This window comes from Rhodoferax sp. ZS1R25 (assembly GCF_056521335.1).
Map to the genome: position 1 here is coordinate 659683 of NZ_JBWMAZ010000001.1, position 19229 is coordinate 678911.

15 protein-coding genes are annotated in these 19229 nt (G+C 64.3%); 10 read left to right on the forward strand and 5 right to left on the reverse strand.

Features of this window, described 5'->3' with window-relative positions; genetic code table 11:
- Window positions 1-38 precede the first annotated feature (38 nt).
- The 5 genes from AC097R_RS03110 to AC097R_RS03130 are packed head-to-tail and all read left to right on the forward strand — an operon-like array spanning window position 39 to window position 5277.
- Complete coding sequence (locus AC097R_RS03110) at window positions 39-1583, forward strand: sugar ABC transporter ATP-binding protein (protein ID WP_479596137.1); 1545 nt, start codon at window positions 39-41, stop codon at window positions 1581-1583.
- On the forward strand, window positions 1580-2563 hold the full coding sequence (locus AC097R_RS03115; protein ID WP_479596138.1) for an ABC transporter permease: 984 nt from the start codon (window positions 1580-1582) through the stop codon (window positions 2561-2563). The genes AC097R_RS03110 and AC097R_RS03115 overlap by 4 nt, the downstream gene beginning before the upstream one ends.
- The gene (locus AC097R_RS03120; RefSeq protein WP_479596139.1) at window positions 2560-3522 is read left to right on the forward strand and encodes an ABC transporter permease; all 963 of its coding nucleotides are present in this window, start codon (window positions 2560-2562) and stop codon (window positions 3520-3522) included. The genes AC097R_RS03115 and AC097R_RS03120 overlap by 4 nt, the downstream gene beginning before the upstream one ends.
- A complete protein-coding gene (rhaM, locus tag AC097R_RS03125) occupies window positions 3519-3851 on the forward strand; it encodes an L-rhamnose mutarotase (RefSeq protein ID WP_479596140.1) in 333 nt (110 codons plus the stop codon). Before AC097R_RS03120 ends, rhaM begins: the two co-directional genes overlap by 4 nt.
- A 10-nt stretch (window positions 3852-3861) precedes the next feature.
- Entirely contained in the window at window positions 3862-5277 is a 1416-nt protein-coding gene (locus tag AC097R_RS03130; protein WP_479596141.1) for an FGGY-family carbohydrate kinase, read from the forward strand.
- On the opposite strand, the gene AC097R_RS03135 is transcribed toward AC097R_RS03130, so the two are convergent.
- Both AC097R_RS03135 and AC097R_RS03140 read right to left on the reverse strand, forming a co-directional pair.
- Window positions 5264-5896 carry a hypothetical protein gene (locus tag AC097R_RS03135; RefSeq protein WP_479596142.1) on the reverse strand — a complete coding sequence of 211 codons (633 nt, stop codon included), beginning with the start codon at window positions 5894-5896 and terminating at the stop codon, window positions 5264-5266. The genes AC097R_RS03130 and AC097R_RS03135 overlap by 14 nt on opposite strands.
- The gene (locus AC097R_RS03140) at window positions 5893-6405 is read right to left on the reverse strand and encodes an Lrp/AsnC family transcriptional regulator (protein ID WP_479596143.1); all 513 of its coding nucleotides are present in this window, start codon (window positions 6403-6405) and stop codon (window positions 5893-5895) included. Before AC097R_RS03140 ends, AC097R_RS03135 begins: the two co-directional genes overlap by 4 nt.
- 117 nt (window positions 6406-6522) lie before the next feature.
- On the opposite strand from AC097R_RS03140, the gene AC097R_RS03145 reads away from it, so the two are divergent.
- The 5 genes from AC097R_RS03145 to AC097R_RS03165 all read left to right on the forward strand — a co-directional run bounded on the left by AC097R_RS03145 (window position 6523) and on the right by AC097R_RS03165 (window position 16190).
- Window positions 6523-10158 (forward strand): indolepyruvate ferredoxin oxidoreductase family protein, encoded by a 3636-nt coding sequence (locus AC097R_RS03145; protein WP_479596144.1) that lies wholly within the window; start codon window positions 6523-6525, stop codon window positions 10156-10158.
- Window positions 10159-10298: 140 nt separating this feature from the next.
- Window positions 10299-10628 (forward strand): preprotein translocase subunit YajC, encoded by a 330-nt coding sequence (yajC, locus tag AC097R_RS03150; protein ID WP_310343189.1) that lies wholly within the window; start codon window positions 10299-10301, stop codon window positions 10626-10628.
- A 24-nt stretch (window positions 10629-10652) separates the two neighbouring features.
- Window positions 10653-12533: a protein translocase subunit SecD gene (gene secD / locus AC097R_RS03155; RefSeq protein WP_479596145.1), complete on the forward strand. Its 1881-nt coding sequence runs from the start codon at window positions 10653-10655 to the stop codon at window positions 12531-12533.
- Window positions 12534-12545: 12 nt separating this feature from the next.
- Window positions 12546-13499 carry a protein translocase subunit SecF gene (gene secF / locus AC097R_RS03160; RefSeq protein WP_479596146.1) on the forward strand — a complete coding sequence of 318 codons (954 nt, stop codon included), beginning with the start codon at window positions 12546-12548 and terminating at the stop codon, window positions 13497-13499.
- Window positions 13500-13541: 42 nt separating this feature from the next.
- Window positions 13542-16190, forward strand: a complete 2649-nt coding sequence (locus AC097R_RS03165; RefSeq protein WP_479596147.1) for a DUF1631 family protein — start codon at window positions 13542-13544, stop codon at window positions 16188-16190.
- A 35-nt stretch (window positions 16191-16225) separates the two neighbouring features.
- Here the strand turns inward: AC097R_RS03165 and AC097R_RS03170 are convergent, their stop codons facing one another.
- The 3 genes from AC097R_RS03170 to AC097R_RS03180 all read right to left on the reverse strand — a co-directional run bounded on the left by AC097R_RS03170 (window position 16226) and on the right by AC097R_RS03180 (window position 19222).
- Complete coding sequence (locus AC097R_RS03170; protein ID WP_479596148.1) at window positions 16226-16723, reverse strand: Smg family protein; 498 nt, start codon at window positions 16721-16723, stop codon at window positions 16226-16228.
- A gap of 96 nt (window positions 16724-16819) precedes the next feature.
- Window positions 16820-17977: a DNA-processing protein DprA gene (gene dprA / locus AC097R_RS03175; RefSeq protein WP_479596149.1), complete on the reverse strand. Its 1158-nt coding sequence runs from the start codon at window positions 17975-17977 to the stop codon at window positions 16820-16822.
- A gap of 30 nt (window positions 17978-18007) precedes the next feature.
- Window positions 18008-19222, reverse strand: coding sequence for a LysM peptidoglycan-binding domain-containing protein (locus tag AC097R_RS03180; RefSeq protein ID WP_479596150.1), 1215 nt, complete (start codon window positions 19220-19222; stop codon window positions 18008-18010).
- Between the last annotated feature and the right edge of the window lie 7 nt (window positions 19223-19229).

The following is a 19229-nucleotide window of genomic DNA, read 5'->3' on the forward strand; positions in this document are numbered from 1 at the left end:
GGGGTGGCCCCCTTTTTTTGGAATGTTGGATTCTCATCATGTCTGATGTATTGCTGAGTCTGCGCACCATCCACAAGCGCTACGGCGCAACCCATGCGCTGCGCGGGGTGGACCTGGATTTACGGGCCGGAGAAGTGCTGGCCCTGGTGGGCGAGAACGGCGCGGGCAAGTCCACGCTGGTCAAGATGCTCACTGGCGTGGTGCCGGTGGACGAAGGCGTGATCACGCTGAACGGCAAGGTGCAGAGCTTTGCCAACGCACAGGCCTCGCAGGCCGCAGGCATCCTGGCGGTGCACCAGGAAACGGTGATGTTCGAAGAACTCAGCGTGGCCGAAAACATTTACGTGGGGCGCCACCTGATGCGCGGCCCCTTCATCGACTGGTCGGCGATGAACACGCACGCCCAGGCCGTGCTGGACCAGATTGGTGCGCGCTTCAAGGCGGTGACGCTGGTCAAAGACCTGAGCCTGGCCGAGCGGCACTTGGTAGAGATTGCGCGGGCCTTGTCGCAAAAGGCCTCGGTCGTCATCCTCGACGAGCCCACTGCGGCGTTGTCGCAGGCCGAGATTCGTGACTTCTATGGCATCGTGCGCCAGCTGCGCGACCAGGGTGTGGGCGTGATTTTCATCACCCACAAATTCGACGAAATCTTTGCCGTGGCGGACCGCTACGTGGTGCTGCGCGATGGCGCCGCCGTGGGCAGCGGCGCCATAGCCGATGCGACCGAGCAGGAGCTGGTCAAGCTCATGGCGGGGCGCGCCATCGACCAGATCTACCCGCATATCGCCTCCACCCCCGGCGAGGTGGTAATGACGGTGAAGAACCTGTCGCACCCCACCGAATTCAACAATGTGGCGTTCGAGCTGCGCCGTGGCGAGATTCTGGGCTTCTATGGCCTGGTGGGTTCGGGCCGCAGCGAGGCCATGCTGGCCATCATGGGCCTGAATCCCGCAGCCCGTGGCGAGTTTGTGGTCTGCGGCCAAACGTTGCATGCGCGCCGTCCCGGCGACGCGATTGCGGCCGGCATTGCCTATGTGCCCGAAGAGCGCCAGCGCCAAGGCGGCATTTTGGGCTTCTCGGTGGAGCACAACATCAGCCTGGCCGGCCTGAGTCGCTTCGCACGCGGCGTGTGGCTGTCCAAGGTGCGCGAGTCCGCCCTGTGCCAGCGCATGATTGCGCGCCTGCACATCAAGACGCATTCGCCGGACACCTTGTTGTCCGGCCTGTCGGGCGGCAACCAGCAAAAGGTGGTGATCGCCAAGTGGCTGGGGCTGGACCCCCGCATCGTGATCTTGGACGAGCCCACCAAGGGCATCGACGTGGGGGCCAAGCAGGCCGTCTACCAGCTGATTGCCGAGATGGTCGAACAAGGCCTGGCGGTGATCCTCGTGTCCAGCGAACTGCCCGAGGTGATGCACCTGGCGCACCGCACCATCGTGATGCGCCGCGGCGTGCAGGTGGCGGAATTTGACCGTGCGCATGCGCACGCAGAACACATCGTGGCCGCGGCCTCGGGCCTGGCCGCCATGCCGGTGGCCTGTGCGCCCGCACCCGCCACCGCGCAGGAGGCGCTTGCAGCATGACATCCCTGAAATCGATTCGCCGCGAATGGCTGCTCCTGGCCATCATCGTGGCCATCGCACTGGCCGTGGGGGCCCGTGCGCCGGTGTTTCTGACCTGGCGCAATGGCATGGACATTGCCAACGATTCTGCCATCCTCGCCATCCTTGTCATGGGCCAGATGCTGGTGTTGCTCACGCGTGGCATTGACCTGTCGGTCGCGTCCAACCTCGCGCTCACCGGCATGGTCTGCGCCTTGATCGGCAAGGCCTGGCCGGGTGCCTCGGTACCCGTGTTGCTGGTGCTGGCGCTGGGCGTGGGCGCCTTGCTGGGTGCCGTGAATGGCTGGCTCATCACGCGCTTTGAGCTGCCACCGATTGTGGTGACGCTGGGCACCTTGTCGGCCTACCGTGGTGCCATCTTTGTGGCCAGCAAGGGTGCCTGGGTGTCGGACCAGGATATCCATGCGGTCATCAAGGGCCTGCCACGCGAAGTCTGGCTGGGTCTGCCAGCGCTCGTGTGGTTTGCGCTAGTGGTGCTGGCGCTGACGGCCGTGTTTCTGAAGCTGCGCCGTGAAGGCCGCGAGATCTATGCGCTGGGCGGCAACCCGCATGCGGCGGCCTATGTGGGCATCTCGGCCAACAAGCGACTGATGATGGTCTACACGCTGTCGGGCATGCTGGCCGGCCTGGCCGGGCTCTTGTGGGTGGGGCGGTATTCCATCGCCTACACCGAGCTGGCCGCGGGCTACGAGCTGACCGTGGTTGCGGCCTGCGTGATTGGCGGCGTGAGCATTGGCGGCGGCGTGGGCTCGGTGCTCGGTGCGGCACTCGGTGTGCTGTTCATCGGCGTGGTCAACGGCGCGCTGCCGGTGATCCAGGTGTCACCGTTTTGGCAGCAGGCGATTGCCGGCGCCGTGATTTTGATTTCGGTGACGGTGAATGCCCGTGCCGAGCGGCGCGCAGGGCGCCAGATTCTGGAACACAAGGGAGCTTTGGCATGAAGGCCTGGAATACATGGGAGCGGGTATTGCTGGCGCTCTTGGTCGTGCTGCTGGTGGTGTTCGGCATTGCGCAGCCGGGTTTCATGACGCCCGACGCGCTGGCCGACAGCACCTTCAACTTCAGCGAAAAAGGCATCCTCGCACTAGCGCTGGCGCTGCTCATCATCACCGGTGAGATTGACCTGTCCATCGCCGCCATATTGGCGCTCAGTTCGCTGGCCATGGGCTACGCGATGAAGGCTGGTGCGGGCCCGCTGGGCATGACGCTGGCGGCCTTTGTGACCGGCGGTGTGGCCGGTGCAGTGAACGGCGTGCTGGTCACGCGCTACAAGCTGCCCTCTATCGTGGTGACCATTGGCACGCTGTCGCTGTACCGCGGACTGGCCATGGTGGCACTGGGCGACCAAGCCATCTCCGGTTACCCCGAGGTGTTCTCCACGCTGGGCAATAGCTATGTGGGCGAGGTGGTGGGTGTGCGCTGGCTCATCATCCCGATTGAATTTGCCGTGTTGCTGGTCGGCGCCATTGTGGTGGGCGTCACGCTGCACCGCACGGTGCTGGGCCGGCGCCTGTATGCCATTGGCGCTAACCCCGTGGCCGCACGCTTCTCGGGCATCGAGGCCGACCGCTACCGCATGGCGCTGTTTGTGTTTGCCGGCCTGATGGCGGCGCTGGCGGCCATCATGCTGACCGGCCGCATTGGCAGCACGCGCCCCAACATTGCGATGGGTTGGGAGCTGGACGCCATCACCATGGTGATCCTGGGCGGCGTGGCCATTGAAGGCGGGCGCGGCAGCATCGTGGGCACCATGCTGGCCGTGCTGCTGCTGGGCTTGTTCACCTTCGCCATGGGCATGGCCAACGTGACCGGCATCGTGATGTCCATGGTGATCGGCGTTCTGTTGATCGTCTCCATGGTCTTGCCGCGATTGCTCAAGCGCCAGGGGGCGCACGCATGAGTGCCGCAGCACCTACGGAGAAATATGCCTTCCGCATGTTCCTGAACCCCGGCTGCGTGGCCGAGTACAAAAAGCGCCACGACGACATCTGGCCCGAACTCAGCACCTTGCTGAAGGATGCGGGCGTCAGCGACTACAGCATCTACCTGGATGAAGAACACCACGTGCTGTTCGCCGTGCTGCGCCGCAGGCTGGGCCACACCATGGATGCGCTGCCCAGCCACCCAGTGATGCAGCGCTGGTGGGCCCACATGGCCGACATCATGCGCGCCAACCCCGATGGTTCCCCGGTGGCCGAGTCGCTGTCCTGCCTGTTCCACATGGCGTAGAGGTGTGGCTGTGAACGACGCACTGACGCTGGTGATCGACATCGGCAAAAGCCACGCCAAGCTGCTGATGGTGGATGCTCAGGGCACGGTGGTGGAGCGCCATGGGCGCGACAACGCCAGCGTGCCATCGCCCCTGGGCTACCCCGCGCTGGATGTGCACGGGCTGGAAGACTGGATGGCGCAGACCCTGCGCGCATCTACCCATACCGCACGCTGTCGCCGCGCCATTGCCTCCACACACGGCGCCGCGCTGGTGGCGCTGGGGGATGAGGGCCTGGCCTGGGCCCCGGTGGACTACGAATTTGACGGCCTGGCACAGCACCCCTTGCTGGCCCAGGCGTTTGACGCCGCGGCCGATGGCTTTGCGCGGACCCTGTCTCCCGACCTGCCCGCCGGCCTGAACGCCGCGCGCCAGCTTTGCTATGTGCAAAACCTGCACCCCGAGGCCTGGCGGCGTACGCGCTGCCTGCTGCCCTACGCGCAGTACTGGGCCTGGCGCCTGTGCGGAGAACGGGCCAGCGAGGTCTCGTCGCTGGGTTGCCACACGCACTTATGGCGCCCGCAGGACGGCGGCTTCTCCGCACTGGCGCAGGCCAAGGGCTGGGCCGCGCTGTTTGCGCCGCTGCGCTCCGCCTGGGAGGTGTTGGGCACGGTGAGCCCTGATATTGCCGAAGCTTGGGGCCTGCCCGCGCACTGCCAGGTGCACGTGGGCGTGCACGACAGCAATGCCTGCCTGGCGCGCTACCTGGATGCGTCGGTGGCGGATGCCTCTGCGTTGACCGTGGTGTCGTCTGGCACGTGGACCGTGCTCATGGCACCTGGCGCGCCTACGGCCAGTTTGCAGGCCGAGCGCGACATGCTCGCCAATGTGGATGTGTTGGGCCGCGCGACGCCCACGGCCCGCTTTATGGGCGGGCGCGAGTTTGCCGCGCTGCTGGACGGCGCCGCGCCTGATGCGGGCACGCTGGCCGATGTGCAGGCGCTGGTGGATGCGGGCACGCTGGCCACGCCGTCATTTGCGGAGCACGGCGGCCCGTTCATGGGGCGCCAAGGGCAGATCGTGCGTGGCGGTCAGCCTTTGTCGGAGGCCTTGCCGTCCGGCCAGCGCGCCGCTTTGGCTGCGCTGTACTGCGCGCAGACCACGGCTTGGTTGGTAGACCGGCTGTGGAATGGCGTGGCCTTGCCGCGCACCGTGGTGCTGGAAGGTCCTCTGGCGCACAACCCGCTGTACTTGGCGCTGCTACAGGCCCTGCTGCCGCAAGCGCGTTGCCTGGCTAGCCACGACGCGATGGAGGGCACGGCGCGTGGTGCCTGGCTGTTGTCGCGTTGGGGCGCCCCGGCGACTTCCGCATTGGTGCCGGTAGACGCTGCGCAAGTGGCAGGCCTGCCCGCCTACCACGCGCAGTGGATCGCTAGCGCAGCGTAACGCGCACCTGCACCTCGGTGTGGGTTTGCCCACTCTGCTGCTGCGCTCCAGTCAGTCCGCTGTTGCTGGACTGGCTGCTCTGCTCCGACTCGCCCACGGTGGTCCATTCGTCCAGCGGCAACGCCAGCACGCTGCTGGTGCTAGAGGACGCCACGGCGCCGGGGATCGCGTTGCCGGACCGCAGCGCCTGCTGCGCCGCCAGTTCCAGCTCCACCAGTGTGCCGCCGTCCCAGCGCGGCGTGGCGCTGAAGCCGGTGCCGGCCTCCAGCAGCACCGTGCCCACGGTGGTCACCACGCGGCCATTGCGCACAAAGCCCTGCAGCAGGCGGATAGGGGTGGTGGTCTGCAGGCCCAGGCGCACGGGCCGGCCGTTGAGCACCAGCGCCTGCTGCGTGGCCGAGCCGCTGTTGCGCGACTGGTTCATCTGCACGCCACCCCGGTTGCCCAGCTCCACGCCACTGCGCTGGCTGTCGTCGGACTGCACCTGGCGCACCTCGATGAGCAGGTTGCGCATCGGCAGTGGCGCCGGGTTTGCTATTGAATCAGGAGCTGCTTGCGCATATTCGACGGGGGCTAGCAGCAAAAATGATGCAAAAACCAGGGCGTGGCGGCGGTTCATGGTCGGCTCCGGGGTGGGGTGGCAGTGGTGGGCTGGGGCTGCAGGTGGCCTAGCGGCAGGGCGCTGCTGGCCTTCACCTCGCCCAGTGAGAAGCTGGTGTGCACGTCTTTGACATTGGGCAGGTTGATCAACACCTCGCGCGCAAACTGGCTGAAGGTGTTCAGGTCGCGGCTCACCACCTGCAGCTCGAAGGTGCCGGTGCCGCTGATGTAGTGGCAGCTGATGACCTCGGGAATCTGGCGGATCGCCTCTTCCAGCGCGTGCAGCACGTCGCCGCTGTTGCGGTTGGCGTCCAGCCGCACAAAGGCCAGCACGCCCAGGCCCATTTTCTGGCGGTTGATCTCGGCACGGTAGCCGGTGATGAAGCCGCTGTCCTCCAGCGCCTTCACGCGGCGCCAGCAGGGCGCGGCACTCAGGCCCACGCGGTTGGCGAGTTCGGCGTTGCTGAGGCGCCCATCGTTTTGCAGTTCGTTCAGGATGGCGAGGTCAAATCGGTCAAGTGTTTCCATAAATAGCATTATGGAGAAAGAATCGTTCTTTAAAAGCCCATATGAGGGCAAAGAACGCAAAGACATATCCGCCTTGCAGGCATACACTTTGCTGCAGCTATAACGGAGACAAGCACTATGAATGCACCCCTCAGCCGCGACCTGCCCGAGCACATCCGCACGGCGCTGGACACGGTCACCCTGGACGACAAATACGCGCTGGACTACGGCCGCGCCTTCATGAGCGGGGTGCAAGCCCTGGTCAAACTGCCCATGTTGCAGCGCGTGCGCGACCAGCGCGTGGGCAAGAACACGGCCGGCTTCATCAGCGGCTACCGCGGCTCGCCGCTGGGCACCTACGACCAGTCCCTGGTCAAGGCCGAGAAATACCTCAAGGCCCACCACATCCACTTCCAGCCTGGCGTCAACGAAGAACTGGCGGCCACCGCGCTGTGGGGCACGCAGCAACTGGGCTTTGCGCCCCCGGGCAGCAACAAATACGACGGTGTGTTTGGCATCTGGTACGGCAAGGGTCCGGGCGTGGACCGCTGCTCCGACGTCTTCAAGCACGCCAACATGGCGGGCACCACCCCTTGGGGCGGTGTGATTGCAGTGGCGGGTGACGACCACATCTCCAAGAGCAGTACCGCCGCGCACCAGAGCGACCACATCTTCAAGGCCTGCGGCACGCCCGTGTTCTTTCCGGCCAATGTGCAGGAGATTTTGGACCTGGGCCTCCATGCCTTTGCCATGAGCCGTTTTTCGGGCGTGTGGGCGGGCATGAAGACGATTCAGGAAATTGTGGAGTCCAGCTCCACCGTGATGATCGACCCGGACCGCGTGATCACCCGCGTGCCCGCCGACTTCGAAATCCCCCCCGGCGGCCTGCACATCCGCTGGCCCGACCATGCGCTGGAGCAAGAAGCCCGGCTGATGGACTACAAGTGGTACGCGGCGCTGGCCTACATCCGCGCCAACCGCCTCAACTACAACGTCATCGAAGGCCCGCACGACCGCTTCGGCATCATCGCCAGCGGCAAGGCCTACAACGATACGCGCCAGGCCCTGCTGGACCTGGGGCTGGACGACGCGACCTGCCAACGTATCGGCATCCGCCTGCACAAGGTGGGCGTGGTCTGGCCGCTGGAGGCGCAGCTCACCCGCGAATTCGCCACTGGGCTGCAAGAGATTCTGGTGGTGGAAGAGAAGCGCCAGGTCATTGAATACCAGCTGAAGGAAGAGCTGTACAACTGGCGCGCCGACGTGCGGCCCACGGTGCTGGGCAAGTTCAACGAGGTGGAAACGCCCGACCACTACGGCGCCGGCGGCGAATGGTCCATGCCCAACCCCATGGCCAACACGCTGTTGCGTGCCAACGCCGACCTGTCGCCCGCCATCATTGCGCGCGCCATTGCCCAGCGCATCAAGAAGCTGGGGCTGGATGCGGACACGAGTGCGCGCATCGATGCGCAAATGGCGATTCTGGAAGCGAAGGAACGTGCGATGCACGTGATCGAACTCTCGGGCACCAAGGGCGCGGACCGCCAGCCCTGGTTTTGCTCGGGCTGCCCCCACAACACATCCACCAAAGTGCCCGAAGGCTCGCGCGCCATGGCCGGCATTGGCTGCCACTTCATGACCATCTGGATGGACCGCAGCACCGACGGCTTCACGCAGATGGGCGGCGAGGGCGTGCCCTGGGTGGGCCAGCAACCCTTCACCAACGAGAAGCACATCTTCGCCAACCTGGGTGACGGTACCTACTTCCACAGCGGCCTGCTGGCCGTGCGCCAGAGCATCGCCGCGGGTGTGAACATCACCTACAAGATTCTGTACAACGACGCCGTCGCCATGACCGGTGGCCAGCAGGTGGGTGAGCGGCCCGAAGGACACTCCGTAGTGCAGATAGCCCAGAGCATGCGTGCGGAAGGCGCTATCAAAATCATAGTTGTGACCGACGAGCCCGAAAAGTACGATGACGTGCAGGGACTGCCTGAAGGCACTGCGATCGAACACCGCGACGAGTTGGACCGCATCCAGCGCGAGTTCCGCGAGATCCAGGGCACCACCGTCATCATTTACGACCAGACCTGCGCCACCGAGAAGCGCCGCCGCCGCAAGCGCGGCACGCTGGTGGACCCCGCCAAGCGCGTGGTCATCAACGAGTTGGTGTGTGAAGGCTGTGGCGACTGCGGCGTGCAAAGCAACTGCATGAGCGTGGAGCCGCTGGAGACGGAGTTCGGCCGCAAGCGCCAGATCAACCAGAGCACCTGCAACAAGGACTTCTCCTGTGTCAAGGGCTTTTGCCCCAGCTTTGTCACGGTGGAGGGTGGTAGCTTGAAGAAGGCTGCCAAGCCCAAGGCGGGCGAGTCGCAGGTCGCCTCCTGGCCGGCCTTGCCCGATCCGCTGATTCCCGATGTGGCCACCGCGCCCGGCGGCGTCTGGGGCACCATCGTCGCCGGTGTGGGCGGCACGGGCGTCATCACCATTGGCCAACTGCTGGGCGTGGCTGCCCACCTGGAGGGCAAGGGCATCGTCACGCAGGACGCAGGCGGCCTGGCCCAAAAGGGCGGTGCCACCTGGAGCCATGTGCTGATTGGCGCCAACCAGAACGCCATCCGCACCACCCGCGTGGGTACAGCCTCGGCGGACCTGGTGCTGGGCTGCGACCCCATCGTGGTGGCGGGCAAGGAAACCCTGGTGCGCATGCGCCCTGGTCGTACCCATGTGGCGCTGAATTCCAACAGCGCACCCACGGCCGCCTTTGTCAAAAACGCCAACTGGACGAACCCCGGCGATCAGTGCGTGGCTGACATCGCCAAGACCGTGGGCGAAGGCAATGTGGGCGTGTTTGACGCAGATGCGGCGGCCAGCCACCTGTTGGGCGACAGCATTTATACCAACCCCATGATGCTGGGCTACGCCTGGCAAAAGGGCTGGATCCCGCTGGGCCTGGCGTCGCTGATGCGCGCCATCGAGCTCAATGCCGTGGCCGTGGCCAACAACAAGGCAGCTTTCGAGTGGGGCCGCCGTGCCGCGGTGGACTGGCCTGCCGTGCAGCGAGCCATCAACCCCGGCCAGGTGATTGCGTTCACCCCCCGCCAGCACCAGTCACTGGATGCCCTGGTGAGCAAGCGGGTAGAGTTTTTGACCGGTTACCAGAACGCGGCTTACGCCCAGAGCTACGCTGACTTTGTGGCCAAGGTGCGTGCGGCAGAGGTATCGGCGGTGGACGGCGACAAGCAGCCACTGGCCGAGGCCGTTGCCCGCTACCTGTTCAAGCTCATGGCCTACAAAGACGAGTACGAGGTGGCCCGCCTGCACACCGACACGGCCTTCCGCGCCAAGGTGGAGGGCATGTTCGAGGGTGACTTCAAGCTGGCCTACCACCTGGCTCCGCCCCTGCTGGCCCGCAAGAACGACCTGGGCGAGCTGCAGAAGATGCGCTTTGGCAGCTGGATGCGTGTGGCTTTTGGCTTGCTGGCACCGCTGAAGGTGCTGCGCGGCACGGCTCTGGATGTGTTTGGCTACACGCACGAGCGCCGCGAGGAGCGCGCCTTGGCAGGGGAATACCGCCAGGCGATTGAGACGCTGCTGCCCACGCTGGGCGCTGGCAACCGCGATGCCGCTGCCGCCTTTGCCCGTGTACCCGAACAGATCCGTGGTTTTGGCCACGTCAAGGCGCGCCATCTGCAGGCTGCACGCCAGCAGTGGGACCTGCTGCTGGAAAAGTACCGCCAGACGCCCGCTGTCAAGCAAACCCAGGCCGCCTAGGGCCTTGCCCGCCCGACCCGGGCGGGCCTTTTCCCCCGCTTACAATGACCGGCTGCCCGCCTTGGGTCGGCATGGCCGTGCGCGGCTGCCCCTGAGGCGAAAGCGCTTTTGTATTTGGTCCATTTTTGTGGAGTTTGCCTGTGTTTATTTCTTCTGCTTTTGCCCAAACCGCCCCTGCCGCCGCTGGCGGTGACATGCAATCCACCCTGATGAGCATGCTGCCTCTGGTGCTGATGTTTGTGGTGCTGTATTTCGTGATGATCCGCCCCCAAATGAAGAAGCAAAAAGACCACCGCGCCATGATTGACGCGCTGGCCAAGGGCGACGAAGTCGTGACCGCTGGTGGCGTGCTCGGCAAAGTCAGCAAGATGGGCGACAGCTACGTTGGCCTGGAAGTGGCCAATGGCGTGGAAGTGCAAGTGCAGCGCAGCGCCGTAGTGCAAGTGCTGCCCAAGGGTTCCATCAAGTAATTTTTCTCAAAGCGACGCGCGATCATGAACCGTTACCCGGTGTGGAAGTACGCGATCATCCTGATCGCGCTCGTGGTGGGGGGCTTGTACGCCCTGCCGAATGTGTTTGGTGAATCCCCTGCCGTGCAGGTGTCTGTGGCCAAGGCCAGCCTCAAGCTCGACACCGTGGCCCTGGCCAAGGTGGAAGAGGTTCTGAAGACGGCTGGTTTGGTCCCCGAGGCGCTGAGCTTGGATGGCACCTCCATCAAGGCCCGTTTTGCCGACACCGACGCCCAGCTCAAGGCCAAAGACGCGCTGCAAAAGGCGTTGAATCCCGATGCGGCCGACCCCGCATATGTGGTGGCCCTGAACCTGCTGTCGCGTTCGCCCGCCTGGTTGACCTCGCTGCGCGCCTCGCCCATGTACCTGGGGCTGGACTTGCGTGGTGGCGTGCACTTCATGCTACAGGTGGACATGCAGGCCGCGTTGACCAAAAAGGCCGAGTCACTGGCCGGTGACATCCGCACCACCTTGCGTGAAAAGAATGTGCGCCACAGTGGCATTACGCGCAACGCCCAGACCATCGAAATCCGTTTCCGCGATGCAGCGACGGCGGAAGCCGCCAAGCGCATCATCCAGGACCAGTTTGCCGACCTCGACACCGTGGAAACCGCCGACGGCACCGATGTGAAGATGGTCGCCTCCATCAAGCCCGTGGCCGCCCGCGCCGTGCAGACCCAAGCGCTCAAACAAAACATCACCACCCTGCACAACCGGATCAACGAACTGGGCGTGGCCGAGCCCGTGATTCAGCAGCAGGGACTGGACCGCATCGTGGTGCAACTGCCTGGCGTGCAGGATACGGCCAAGGCCAAAGACATTTTGGGCCGCACCGCCACGCTGGAAATCCGCATGGTGGATGAAGGCTCCGAGGCACGTGTGGCCGAGTCTGGCGCCGGCGCGGTGCCGTTTGGCTCGGAACGCTACCTGGAGCGCAATGGCCAGGGCGTGGTGGTCAAGAAGCAGGTCATCCTGACGGGTGAAAACCTGACCGACGCCCAGCCTGGCTTTGACAGCCAGACCCAGGAACCCACGGTCAACCTGTCGCTGGACGCCAAGGGCTCGCGCATTTTTCGTGACGTGACGCGTGAGAACATCGGCAAGCGCATGGCCATCCTCTTGTTTGAAAAAGGCAAGGGCGAAGTGGTGACGGCGCCGGTAATTCGCTCCGAAATCGGCGGCGGTCGGGTGCAAATCTCGGGCCGCATGACCACGGTGGAAGCGGCCGACACGGCTCTGTTGCTGCGCGCTGGCTCCCTGGCCGCGCCCATGGAAATCATCGAAGAGCGCACGATTGGCCCCAGCCTGGGTGCCGAGAACATTGCCAAGGGTTTCCATAGCGTGACCTGGGGCTTCTTGGCCGTGACGGTCTTCATGTGCGTGTACTATATGCTGTTTGGCGTGATCTCCAGCGTCGCGCTGGCATTCAACCTGTTGCTGCTGGTGGCCGTGCTGTCCATGCTGCAGGCTACGCTGACCTTGCCTGGCATGGCTGCCATGGCCTTAGTGCTGGGTATGGCGATTGACGCCAATGTGCTGATCAACGAGCGCGTACGCGAAGAGCTGCGCAACGGGGCCTCGCCGCAGGCCGCCATCCACGCCGGCTACGACCGCGCCTGGGCCACCATCATCGACTCCAACGTCACCACCCTGATCGCCGGTCTCGCCTTGTTGGCCTTTGGTTCCGGCCCGGTGCGCGGCTTTGCGGTGGTGCACTGCCTGGGCATTTTGACCAGCATGTTCTCCGGGGTGTTCTTCTCCCGGGGCGTGGTCAATTTGTGGTACGGTCGGCAAAAGAAGCTCAAGACTGTGTCCATTGGCACGGTGTGGCGGCCTGATTCCGGCAATCAGGTGACGACCAATTAAAGGGAAACGGGCATGGAATTCTTCAAAATTCGCCGCGACATTCCGTTCATGCGGAATGCCTTGGTATTCAATCTGGTCTCGCTGATCACTTTCGTGGCAGCGGTGTTCTTCCTCTTTACCCGCCACCTGCATCTGTCGGTCGAGTTCACCGGCGGCACCCTGATGGAGGTGAGCTACTCCCAGCCTGCCGACCTCAATGCGATCCGCAGCGCCGTGGACAAGCTGGGTATCAATGATGTGCAGGTGCAAAACTTTGGCACGGCCCAGGACGTGCTGATCCGCATGCCCGTGCAAAAGGGCAGCACCTCCAGCCAGCAAAGTGACAAGGTACTGGAGGCGCTGAAAGCCAGTGATCCGTCTGCCACCCTGCGCCGTACCGAATTTGTCGGTCCCCAGGTGGGGGATGAGTTGGCGGCCGATGGCCTCAAGGCCCTGGCCTTTGTAGTGGCCGGCATCATGATTTATCTGGCGGTGCGCTTCGAGTGGAAGTTCGCCGTGGCTGCCATCATCGCCAACTTGCACGATGTGGTCATCATCCTGGGTTTTTTCGCCTTCTTCCAATGGGAGTTTTCACTGCCTGTTTTGGCCGCCGTGCTGGCGGTGCTGGGCTACTCCGTGAACGAATCGGTGGTGATTTTTGACCGGATTCGCGAAAACTTCCGCCGTTACCGCAAGATGAACACCGAAGAGATCATCGACAACGCGATCACCTCCACCATCAGCCGTACTATCATCACCCATGGTGCGACCCAAATGATGGTGCTGTCCATGCTGCTGTTCGGTGGTGCCACGCTGCATTACTTTGCGCTGGCGCTGACCATCGGGATTCTGTTCGGTATTTACTCCTCGGTCTTTGTGGCTGCGGCCATCGCCATGTGGCTGGGTATCCAGCGCGAAGATTTGGTCAAGGGCGGCCCCAAGAAGGAAACCGACCCCAACGACCCCAACGCGGGCGCAACCGTTTAAGCGGTACAACCCATGGCGACCGGACCTGCTCTTTCCCCCCGATTGCAACTCGCCCGCGCGGTGCGCGAGCGATTTTTGGCGGAAGCCGGCAAAGCCGCGCTGGAAATCAGCGGTGCTGTGCAGGAGCGTTTGACGACGCTGATGGACGAGCTGGCCAATGCCCGCGATGCGCAGACGCGCCGTGACACCTGGATGGCTTACAAGCGCTGCCGCCCCCTGTGGCTGGACGGGACAATGAAGGCCTGGCGCGAGTGTCTGGAGCCCGCGAAGCAGAAGAAAGCGGCATCGCTGGAAAGTGCGGGCCTGGAGTTGGTGGGCACCGAGGTGGTGGAGAACAAGATTCTGGCGTCGCGCCTGGTGCTGGCCGTTAATGAAAAAGTGCTGCCCCAGCTGGACGATCTGCGGGTGCGCATCAAGTACCTCGAAGGCACCGAAGACCTGGAAGGCAACGACCTGCTGCGCCCTGAGGTGCTGGTGCTGTTGATGGTCGAGCAGTGGGCGCAATCGGGCATGCCCGGCGAGTCCTGGTCCATGGTGAATGAGGTGGTGCAGAAGCTGCTGATTGAACGGCTGGTGATTGCCTACAAGAATGCGAACGACGTATTGATCAGCAAGGGCGTGATGCCTACGATCGAGCTGAAAGACCGCGTCAAGGCGCCCGTGCGCCAAATGGGGGCTAACCGCCCCCGCCCCGCCGCACCTGGTGCGCAGCCGCAGCCCCCCCAGCCGGGTGAAATGGGGCCGAGCGGTTATGGTGACGTGGGGGGTTATGGCGGCGGCCCGCAGGGCGGTGGTGGGTACCAACAAGCCTATGCACCCACGGGCCACGCAGGTTTAGATAGTGGCTCCCAGGGTGGTGGTAGCGGAATGCAAAGTGGCAGTGGCGCTGGGTCGTCCCAGGGTGGTGGTCGAGGACATGCCGGCCCTGCCGGCGTTGATGCTGCTGGCCCAGGACCTGCAGGAGGCGGTGCGCCGCGCTCCGGCGGCGGTTTTTTTGGCGGGCGCTTGGGCTGGGGCGGTGGCGGTAGCGCAGCACCTGCTGGACCTGCACAGGCCGCTTCGACGGGTCCACAAGGCGTCACACCTTCGACTCCTACACCGTTCTGGCGCCAATCCTCAGGCTCCAACAGCATGCCGGGCCAGGCGTATGGCGCGTCGGAAGAGACGCGTATGCTGACCACCAACACGCCCATTGCCCGTGCCCGCAGCCGAGCGCAGGGCATGATCGGCCAGATCCGCCGTCTGTTTGTCAGCCATGGTGGTGGTGATTTTGTGGGCACCGCCCACCACAGCCCATCGCCCGCACTGGCTGCGGCCATGGCGCCGCGCATGGAGGGCGGTGGGGGCATGGGCTATGCCGTGGGTGGCACACTGTATGAAGATTACAGCCCGGCCGGCGTGGTCCGGGTGGCTGGCGACCTGCGCGAGAAGTCGGCCGAGCTCAAGAAAAAAGCCGAAACCAAGGGCGAGAAGGCCACGATCGAAATCGTGGCACTGATGTTCCAGGCCATTCTGGCCGAGGAGCGCATTCCCCCCGGTATTCGGGTCTGGTTTGCGCGGTTGCAAATGCCGGTGCTGCGTGTGGCGCTGGAAGACCCGGACTTTTTTGGCACCGCCGATCACCCGGCACGCCAGCTGATCGACCGCATGGGTTCCTGCGTCATGGGCTTTGACGCCGCAGGCGTGCAGGGCAAGGCCATGGAGACCGAGATCAAGCGCATTGTGCAAGTGATCGAGCAATACCCCGAGACCGGCAAAAAGGTCTACCAGATCGTGTTCGAGGAATTCCAGAAATTCCTCTCCAAGTTCCTCACGGAAAAGGGTCCGACCCAAAAGGTGGTGAGCGTGGCGCAGCAGGTCGAGCAAAAAGAGACCCTGGCCATCCAGTACACCATCGAAATGCGCAACATGTTGAAAGACATGCCGGTGCGCGAAGAAATCCGTGATTTCCTGTTCAAGGTCTGGGCCGAGGTGCTGGCCGTGGCTGCCGTGCGCAAGGGCCCGCAGCATGCCGACACGCTCGTGCTGAAAAAATCGGCCACTGACCTGATCTGGGCGGCCAGTGCCAAGCCCAACCGCGCCGACCGTGCCAAGGTGATTCAGGACTTGCCCAATTTGCTGCTGCGTCTGCGCTCTGGCATGACGCTGTTGGCGATGGCGCCCAGCGAGCAGGAAGGCCATGTGAAACGCATCAGCGATACCTTGGCCGACGCTTTCATGTCCAAGACCCAGGCCATTCCGCAGGCCAAGATCGATGCCATGGCGCAGCGCCTGGGCAACCTGGAAGACTTCGTGTCTGAGGACGGCATGGGCGATTTGCCATTGGATGCCGAAAGCATCGAGATGATGCTGGGCATTGACGCTTCTGCGCTGGAGGTGGTGGCCAATGGGGGCTCCAAACCCACCGCTGCCATGCTGGCTTGGGCGCAGGAGCTGCAGCTGGGCTCGTGGTTCACGCTGGACCACAACAACCAGATCACCCAAGTGCAGTTTGCCTGGCGCAGCGACCGCAAGCACCTGAACCTGTTTGCGTCCACCTCGGGCAAAAGCTTCCTGATTCAAGGCGGGCGACTGGCAGCCTACCTGCAGGCTGGCTTGCTGTTGCCACAAGAGGAAGAAGCGCTGACCGTGCGCGCCACACGCGATGCGTTGGCCAAGATCGAAGCCAATCCAGAACGCCTGCTGGCCTGACAGAGACGGTGTGTTGGCCCCCTTGGGGGGCTTAACTAATGCGCGACGCGTTCGCTGGGGTTGTCACACAACTCGTCCAGCACCAAAGCGTCGGGTTCGAGCCCGAAGCTCCAGAACACCATCAAGATAATTGTTTTCAGATCATCCAGCGCCACGGGGCTGCCTGGTGCGGCCATGGCACGGTCGATGACGACCTCGCGCATGTGGGCGGGCAGCACGCCGTTGGACTCCAGAAAACTGATGAAGCCCAGGCACTGGGGGCCCAGGTGGTTTTGTTCGTACTGCGGGTAGATGCGCACGCTGGAGGCCAGCGGGAGGCGCAGCCAGGGGTCCGCTGGTACGGTGGGGAGTGTCTCCGGGAGGGGGCGGGCGCCGCGCGAGGCGGTGCTCAGGCCATTGAGCCAGGCCATGGCCTCCTCAATTTCGTCGGCCTCAAAGCCCACAGCGCTGAGTTTGCGCTGGAGATGCGCCGGCTCGGGGTAGCCCTCATCGGCATAGTAGTTTTCGTAAACGAAGACAAGCACTTCAAACATGGGAGCCAATATAGCGCAGAAAAAACGGCTTCGCGCCGGCTGGCGAAACTGCCCCTCTTTTCTCCCGATTGAAGGCCTTGGCGGGGCCGCGGATGCCTAGGCCTGGCCCATGCGCTGGAACAAGCCGCCGGGCAGGCGCGCCACCTGGCCCTGTAGCTCCAGGCCCATCAGCAGGGCTTGCAGGCTGGCGGTGTCCAGGCCGGTACGGGCCTGCAGGGCGTCCAGCCCACTGGGGTCGTAGCCCAGAGCATCTAGCACGGAAGTTTCAGCATCATTTGGCGTGCTAGCCCCCGTCGTCTCTGCGCCAATAGCTCCTGAATTCATAGCGCTTTGAAGGCCGCCAGGAAGTTGTAGTTCTTCCAGAATGTCCTGCGCGCATTCCACCAGCTTGGCCCCCTGCTTGATCAGCGCATGGCAGCCGCGCGCCTGGGTGGCGTGAATCGAGCCGGGAATGGCGAATACATCTTTGCCTTGTTCTACCGCCAGGCGTGCCGTGATGAGGGATCCGGACTTGAGCGCGGCCTCCACCACCAGCGTGCCGCGTGCCAGTCCGGCAATGATGCGGTTGCGCCGCGGGAAGTTGGCGGACAGGGGCGGCGTGCCCAGCGGGTATTCGCTGAGCAGCAGGCCGCGCTGGGCAATGCGGTGCGCCAGGTCGAAATGGTCCTTGGGGTAGACCCGGTCCAGGCCAGTGCCGACCACGGCGATGGTGGCCAGCTGGCCGTCGGGAGCTCCGTCCAGCGCGCCTTCATGGGCCGCGCCATCCACCCCGAGCGCCAGGCCCGACACCACGGTCAGGCCGGCTTCTGCCAGCGCTTGGGAGAACTGCCGGGCATTGGCTCGACCTTGCGGCGTGGGGTTGCGGCTACCCACCACGGCGATGCCACTGGCGGCGCACTGGGCCAAGCCCTGCCACTGCCCTGCAGCGCCCATGGCGTACAGCAGCAGGGGTGGATCTTCCATGTCCAGCAGCGCTTGGGGGTAGTCTGCATCGCCCAGGCTCAGCACCCGGCGTTGTTCGGGTTGCGCGGCCAGCCATGCCAAGGTTGTTTGCAGCTGCTCGGCCAGTTCTGGCGGCACTTGTAGCAGCCCTGCCGTTTGGCGGGCACTCACGCAGGCTTCGAGTGCGGCAGGGGATTGGGCAAATATCTGCTGCGGCAGACCAAAGGCGGCCAGCAGCTTGCGCGCCGTGCCATTGCCCACTCCGGGGCTGAGCTGCAGGCGCAGCCATGCGCTGAGTTCGTCGGGCTCCACGGCGCTAGCGGCCTGGTGCGGGTATCTTGCTTACTTGGGGTTGACCAGGCGGTCACCCACGCGCACGCTGTCGGTGATCTCCAGGATCAGCGCGTAAGACAGGCGGTCATAGGTGCGGAACACCATGAGCAGGCCGTTGCGCTCGTCGGGCAGCTTCATCAGCGGGTGGGCGGGGTCCGATTTGTCGACCACGCGGGCGCCATCCTTCAGGATAGCCAGCACGTGGCCAGCCTCCATGCCATCGCGCTTGCCGCGGTTGATGGCCACCACCTGGCTCTGGCCCGCGTTGGCCACGGCATTGCCGTAGACCGACACGATGCGACCCGTGGTCTGGGTGTCGGGGGCGTGGGGAACGTAGGTGGTCAGTTCGCGCGGTGGTTCGGGCAGCATGCGGTCGCCGACGCGCATTTCTTCCTTGGCTGCCACGATGTCGATGGTGGCGGGCACGATGGCGCTGGTCGTCTTGCCTTCTTCGCCCTCGACTTCCGTGGTGGTCTCACCGCGCACCAGCGTGGCTTTGCCCACGTACTGGGCTTCGTAGCCCAGGATCTCGGCGGTGGTTGGGTCTTTGAGCGGGGTGGCGTTGCGGAACACGCGGAACAGTTGTTGTTCTTTGCTCTGGTCATCCAGCAGCGGGCCGCCGTTGGAGCCGCGGGCATAGGCACGGTCGCCGCGGGTCAGCAGCACGCGGCCTTCCTGCGTAGAGACGATGCGGGGTGCGGCTTTCAGGCCCGCTTCGTCGACCACGATGGGTTCGGCCAAAAAGGCCTCGATGATGCGGGACTTGAGGGTGGGCAAGGCTTGGTCGGCCAGCGATTCAAAGCGGGTGCGGGGGCTGACACGCACCGTGTCGGTAGGGGCAGAGTCGCCACCTGCACCGGCCACGCGCAGCGTGGCCATGCCGTTTTTGCGCTCCAGCAGCAGTACCTGGCCGGGGTAAATGCGGTGGGGATTCTTGATGTCGTTCAGGTTCATGCCCCACAGCTCGGGCCAGCGCCAGGGGCCTTTGAGGTAGAGGCTGGAGATGGCCCACAGGGTGTCACCACTCTTGATGGTGTAGCTGTCAGGGGCGTTGGCGGCCAGTTCGCTCAGCGGCACACCTTTTTGGGCCACTTCGTTGGCGGTTTGCTTCTGGGCGGCAGAGATCGGGAAGTTCTGCGCCCAGGTCGCGTTGCCTGCCAAAGTGGCCAGTGCAGCCAGGGCGGCGATGGCCACGCTGGATTTCGCCTTGAGGTGTGTCGTCATAAGGTGC

Coding starts and splice junctions, on each gene's coding strand:
- AC097R_RS03110 (WP_479596137.1), top strand. CDS start 39: ATGTCTGATGTATTGCTGAGTCTGCGCACCATCCACAAGCGCTACGGC.
- AC097R_RS03115 (WP_479596138.1), top strand. CDS start 1,580: ATGACATCCCTGAAATCGATTCGCCGCGAATGGCTGCTCCTGGCCATC.
- AC097R_RS03120 (WP_479596139.1), top strand. CDS start 2,560: ATGAAGGCCTGGAATACATGGGAGCGGGTATTGCTGGCGCTCTTGGTC.
- rhaM (WP_479596140.1), top strand. CDS start 3,519: ATGAGTGCCGCAGCACCTACGGAGAAATATGCCTTCCGCATGTTCCTG.
- AC097R_RS03135 (WP_479596142.1), bottom strand. CDS start 5,896: ATGAACCGCCGCCACGCCCTGGTTTTTGCATCATTTTTGCTGCTAGCC.
- AC097R_RS03140 (WP_479596143.1), bottom strand. CDS start 6,405: ATGGAAACACTTGACCGATTTGACCTCGCCATCCTGAACGAACTGCAA.
- AC097R_RS03145 (WP_479596144.1), top strand. CDS start 6,523: ATGAATGCACCCCTCAGCCGCGACCTGCCCGAGCACATCCGCACGGCG.
- secD (WP_479596145.1), top strand. CDS start 10,653: ATGAACCGTTACCCGGTGTGGAAGTACGCGATCATCCTGATCGCGCTC.
- secF (WP_479596146.1), top strand. CDS start 12,546: ATGGAATTCTTCAAAATTCGCCGCGACATTCCGTTCATGCGGAATGCC.
- AC097R_RS03170 (WP_479596148.1), bottom strand. CDS start 16,723: ATGTTTGAAGTGCTTGTCTTCGTTTACGAAAACTACTATGCCGATGAG.
- AC097R_RS03180 (WP_479596150.1), bottom strand. CDS start 19,222: ATGACGACACACCTCAAGGCGAAATCCAGCGTGGCCATCGCCGCCCTG.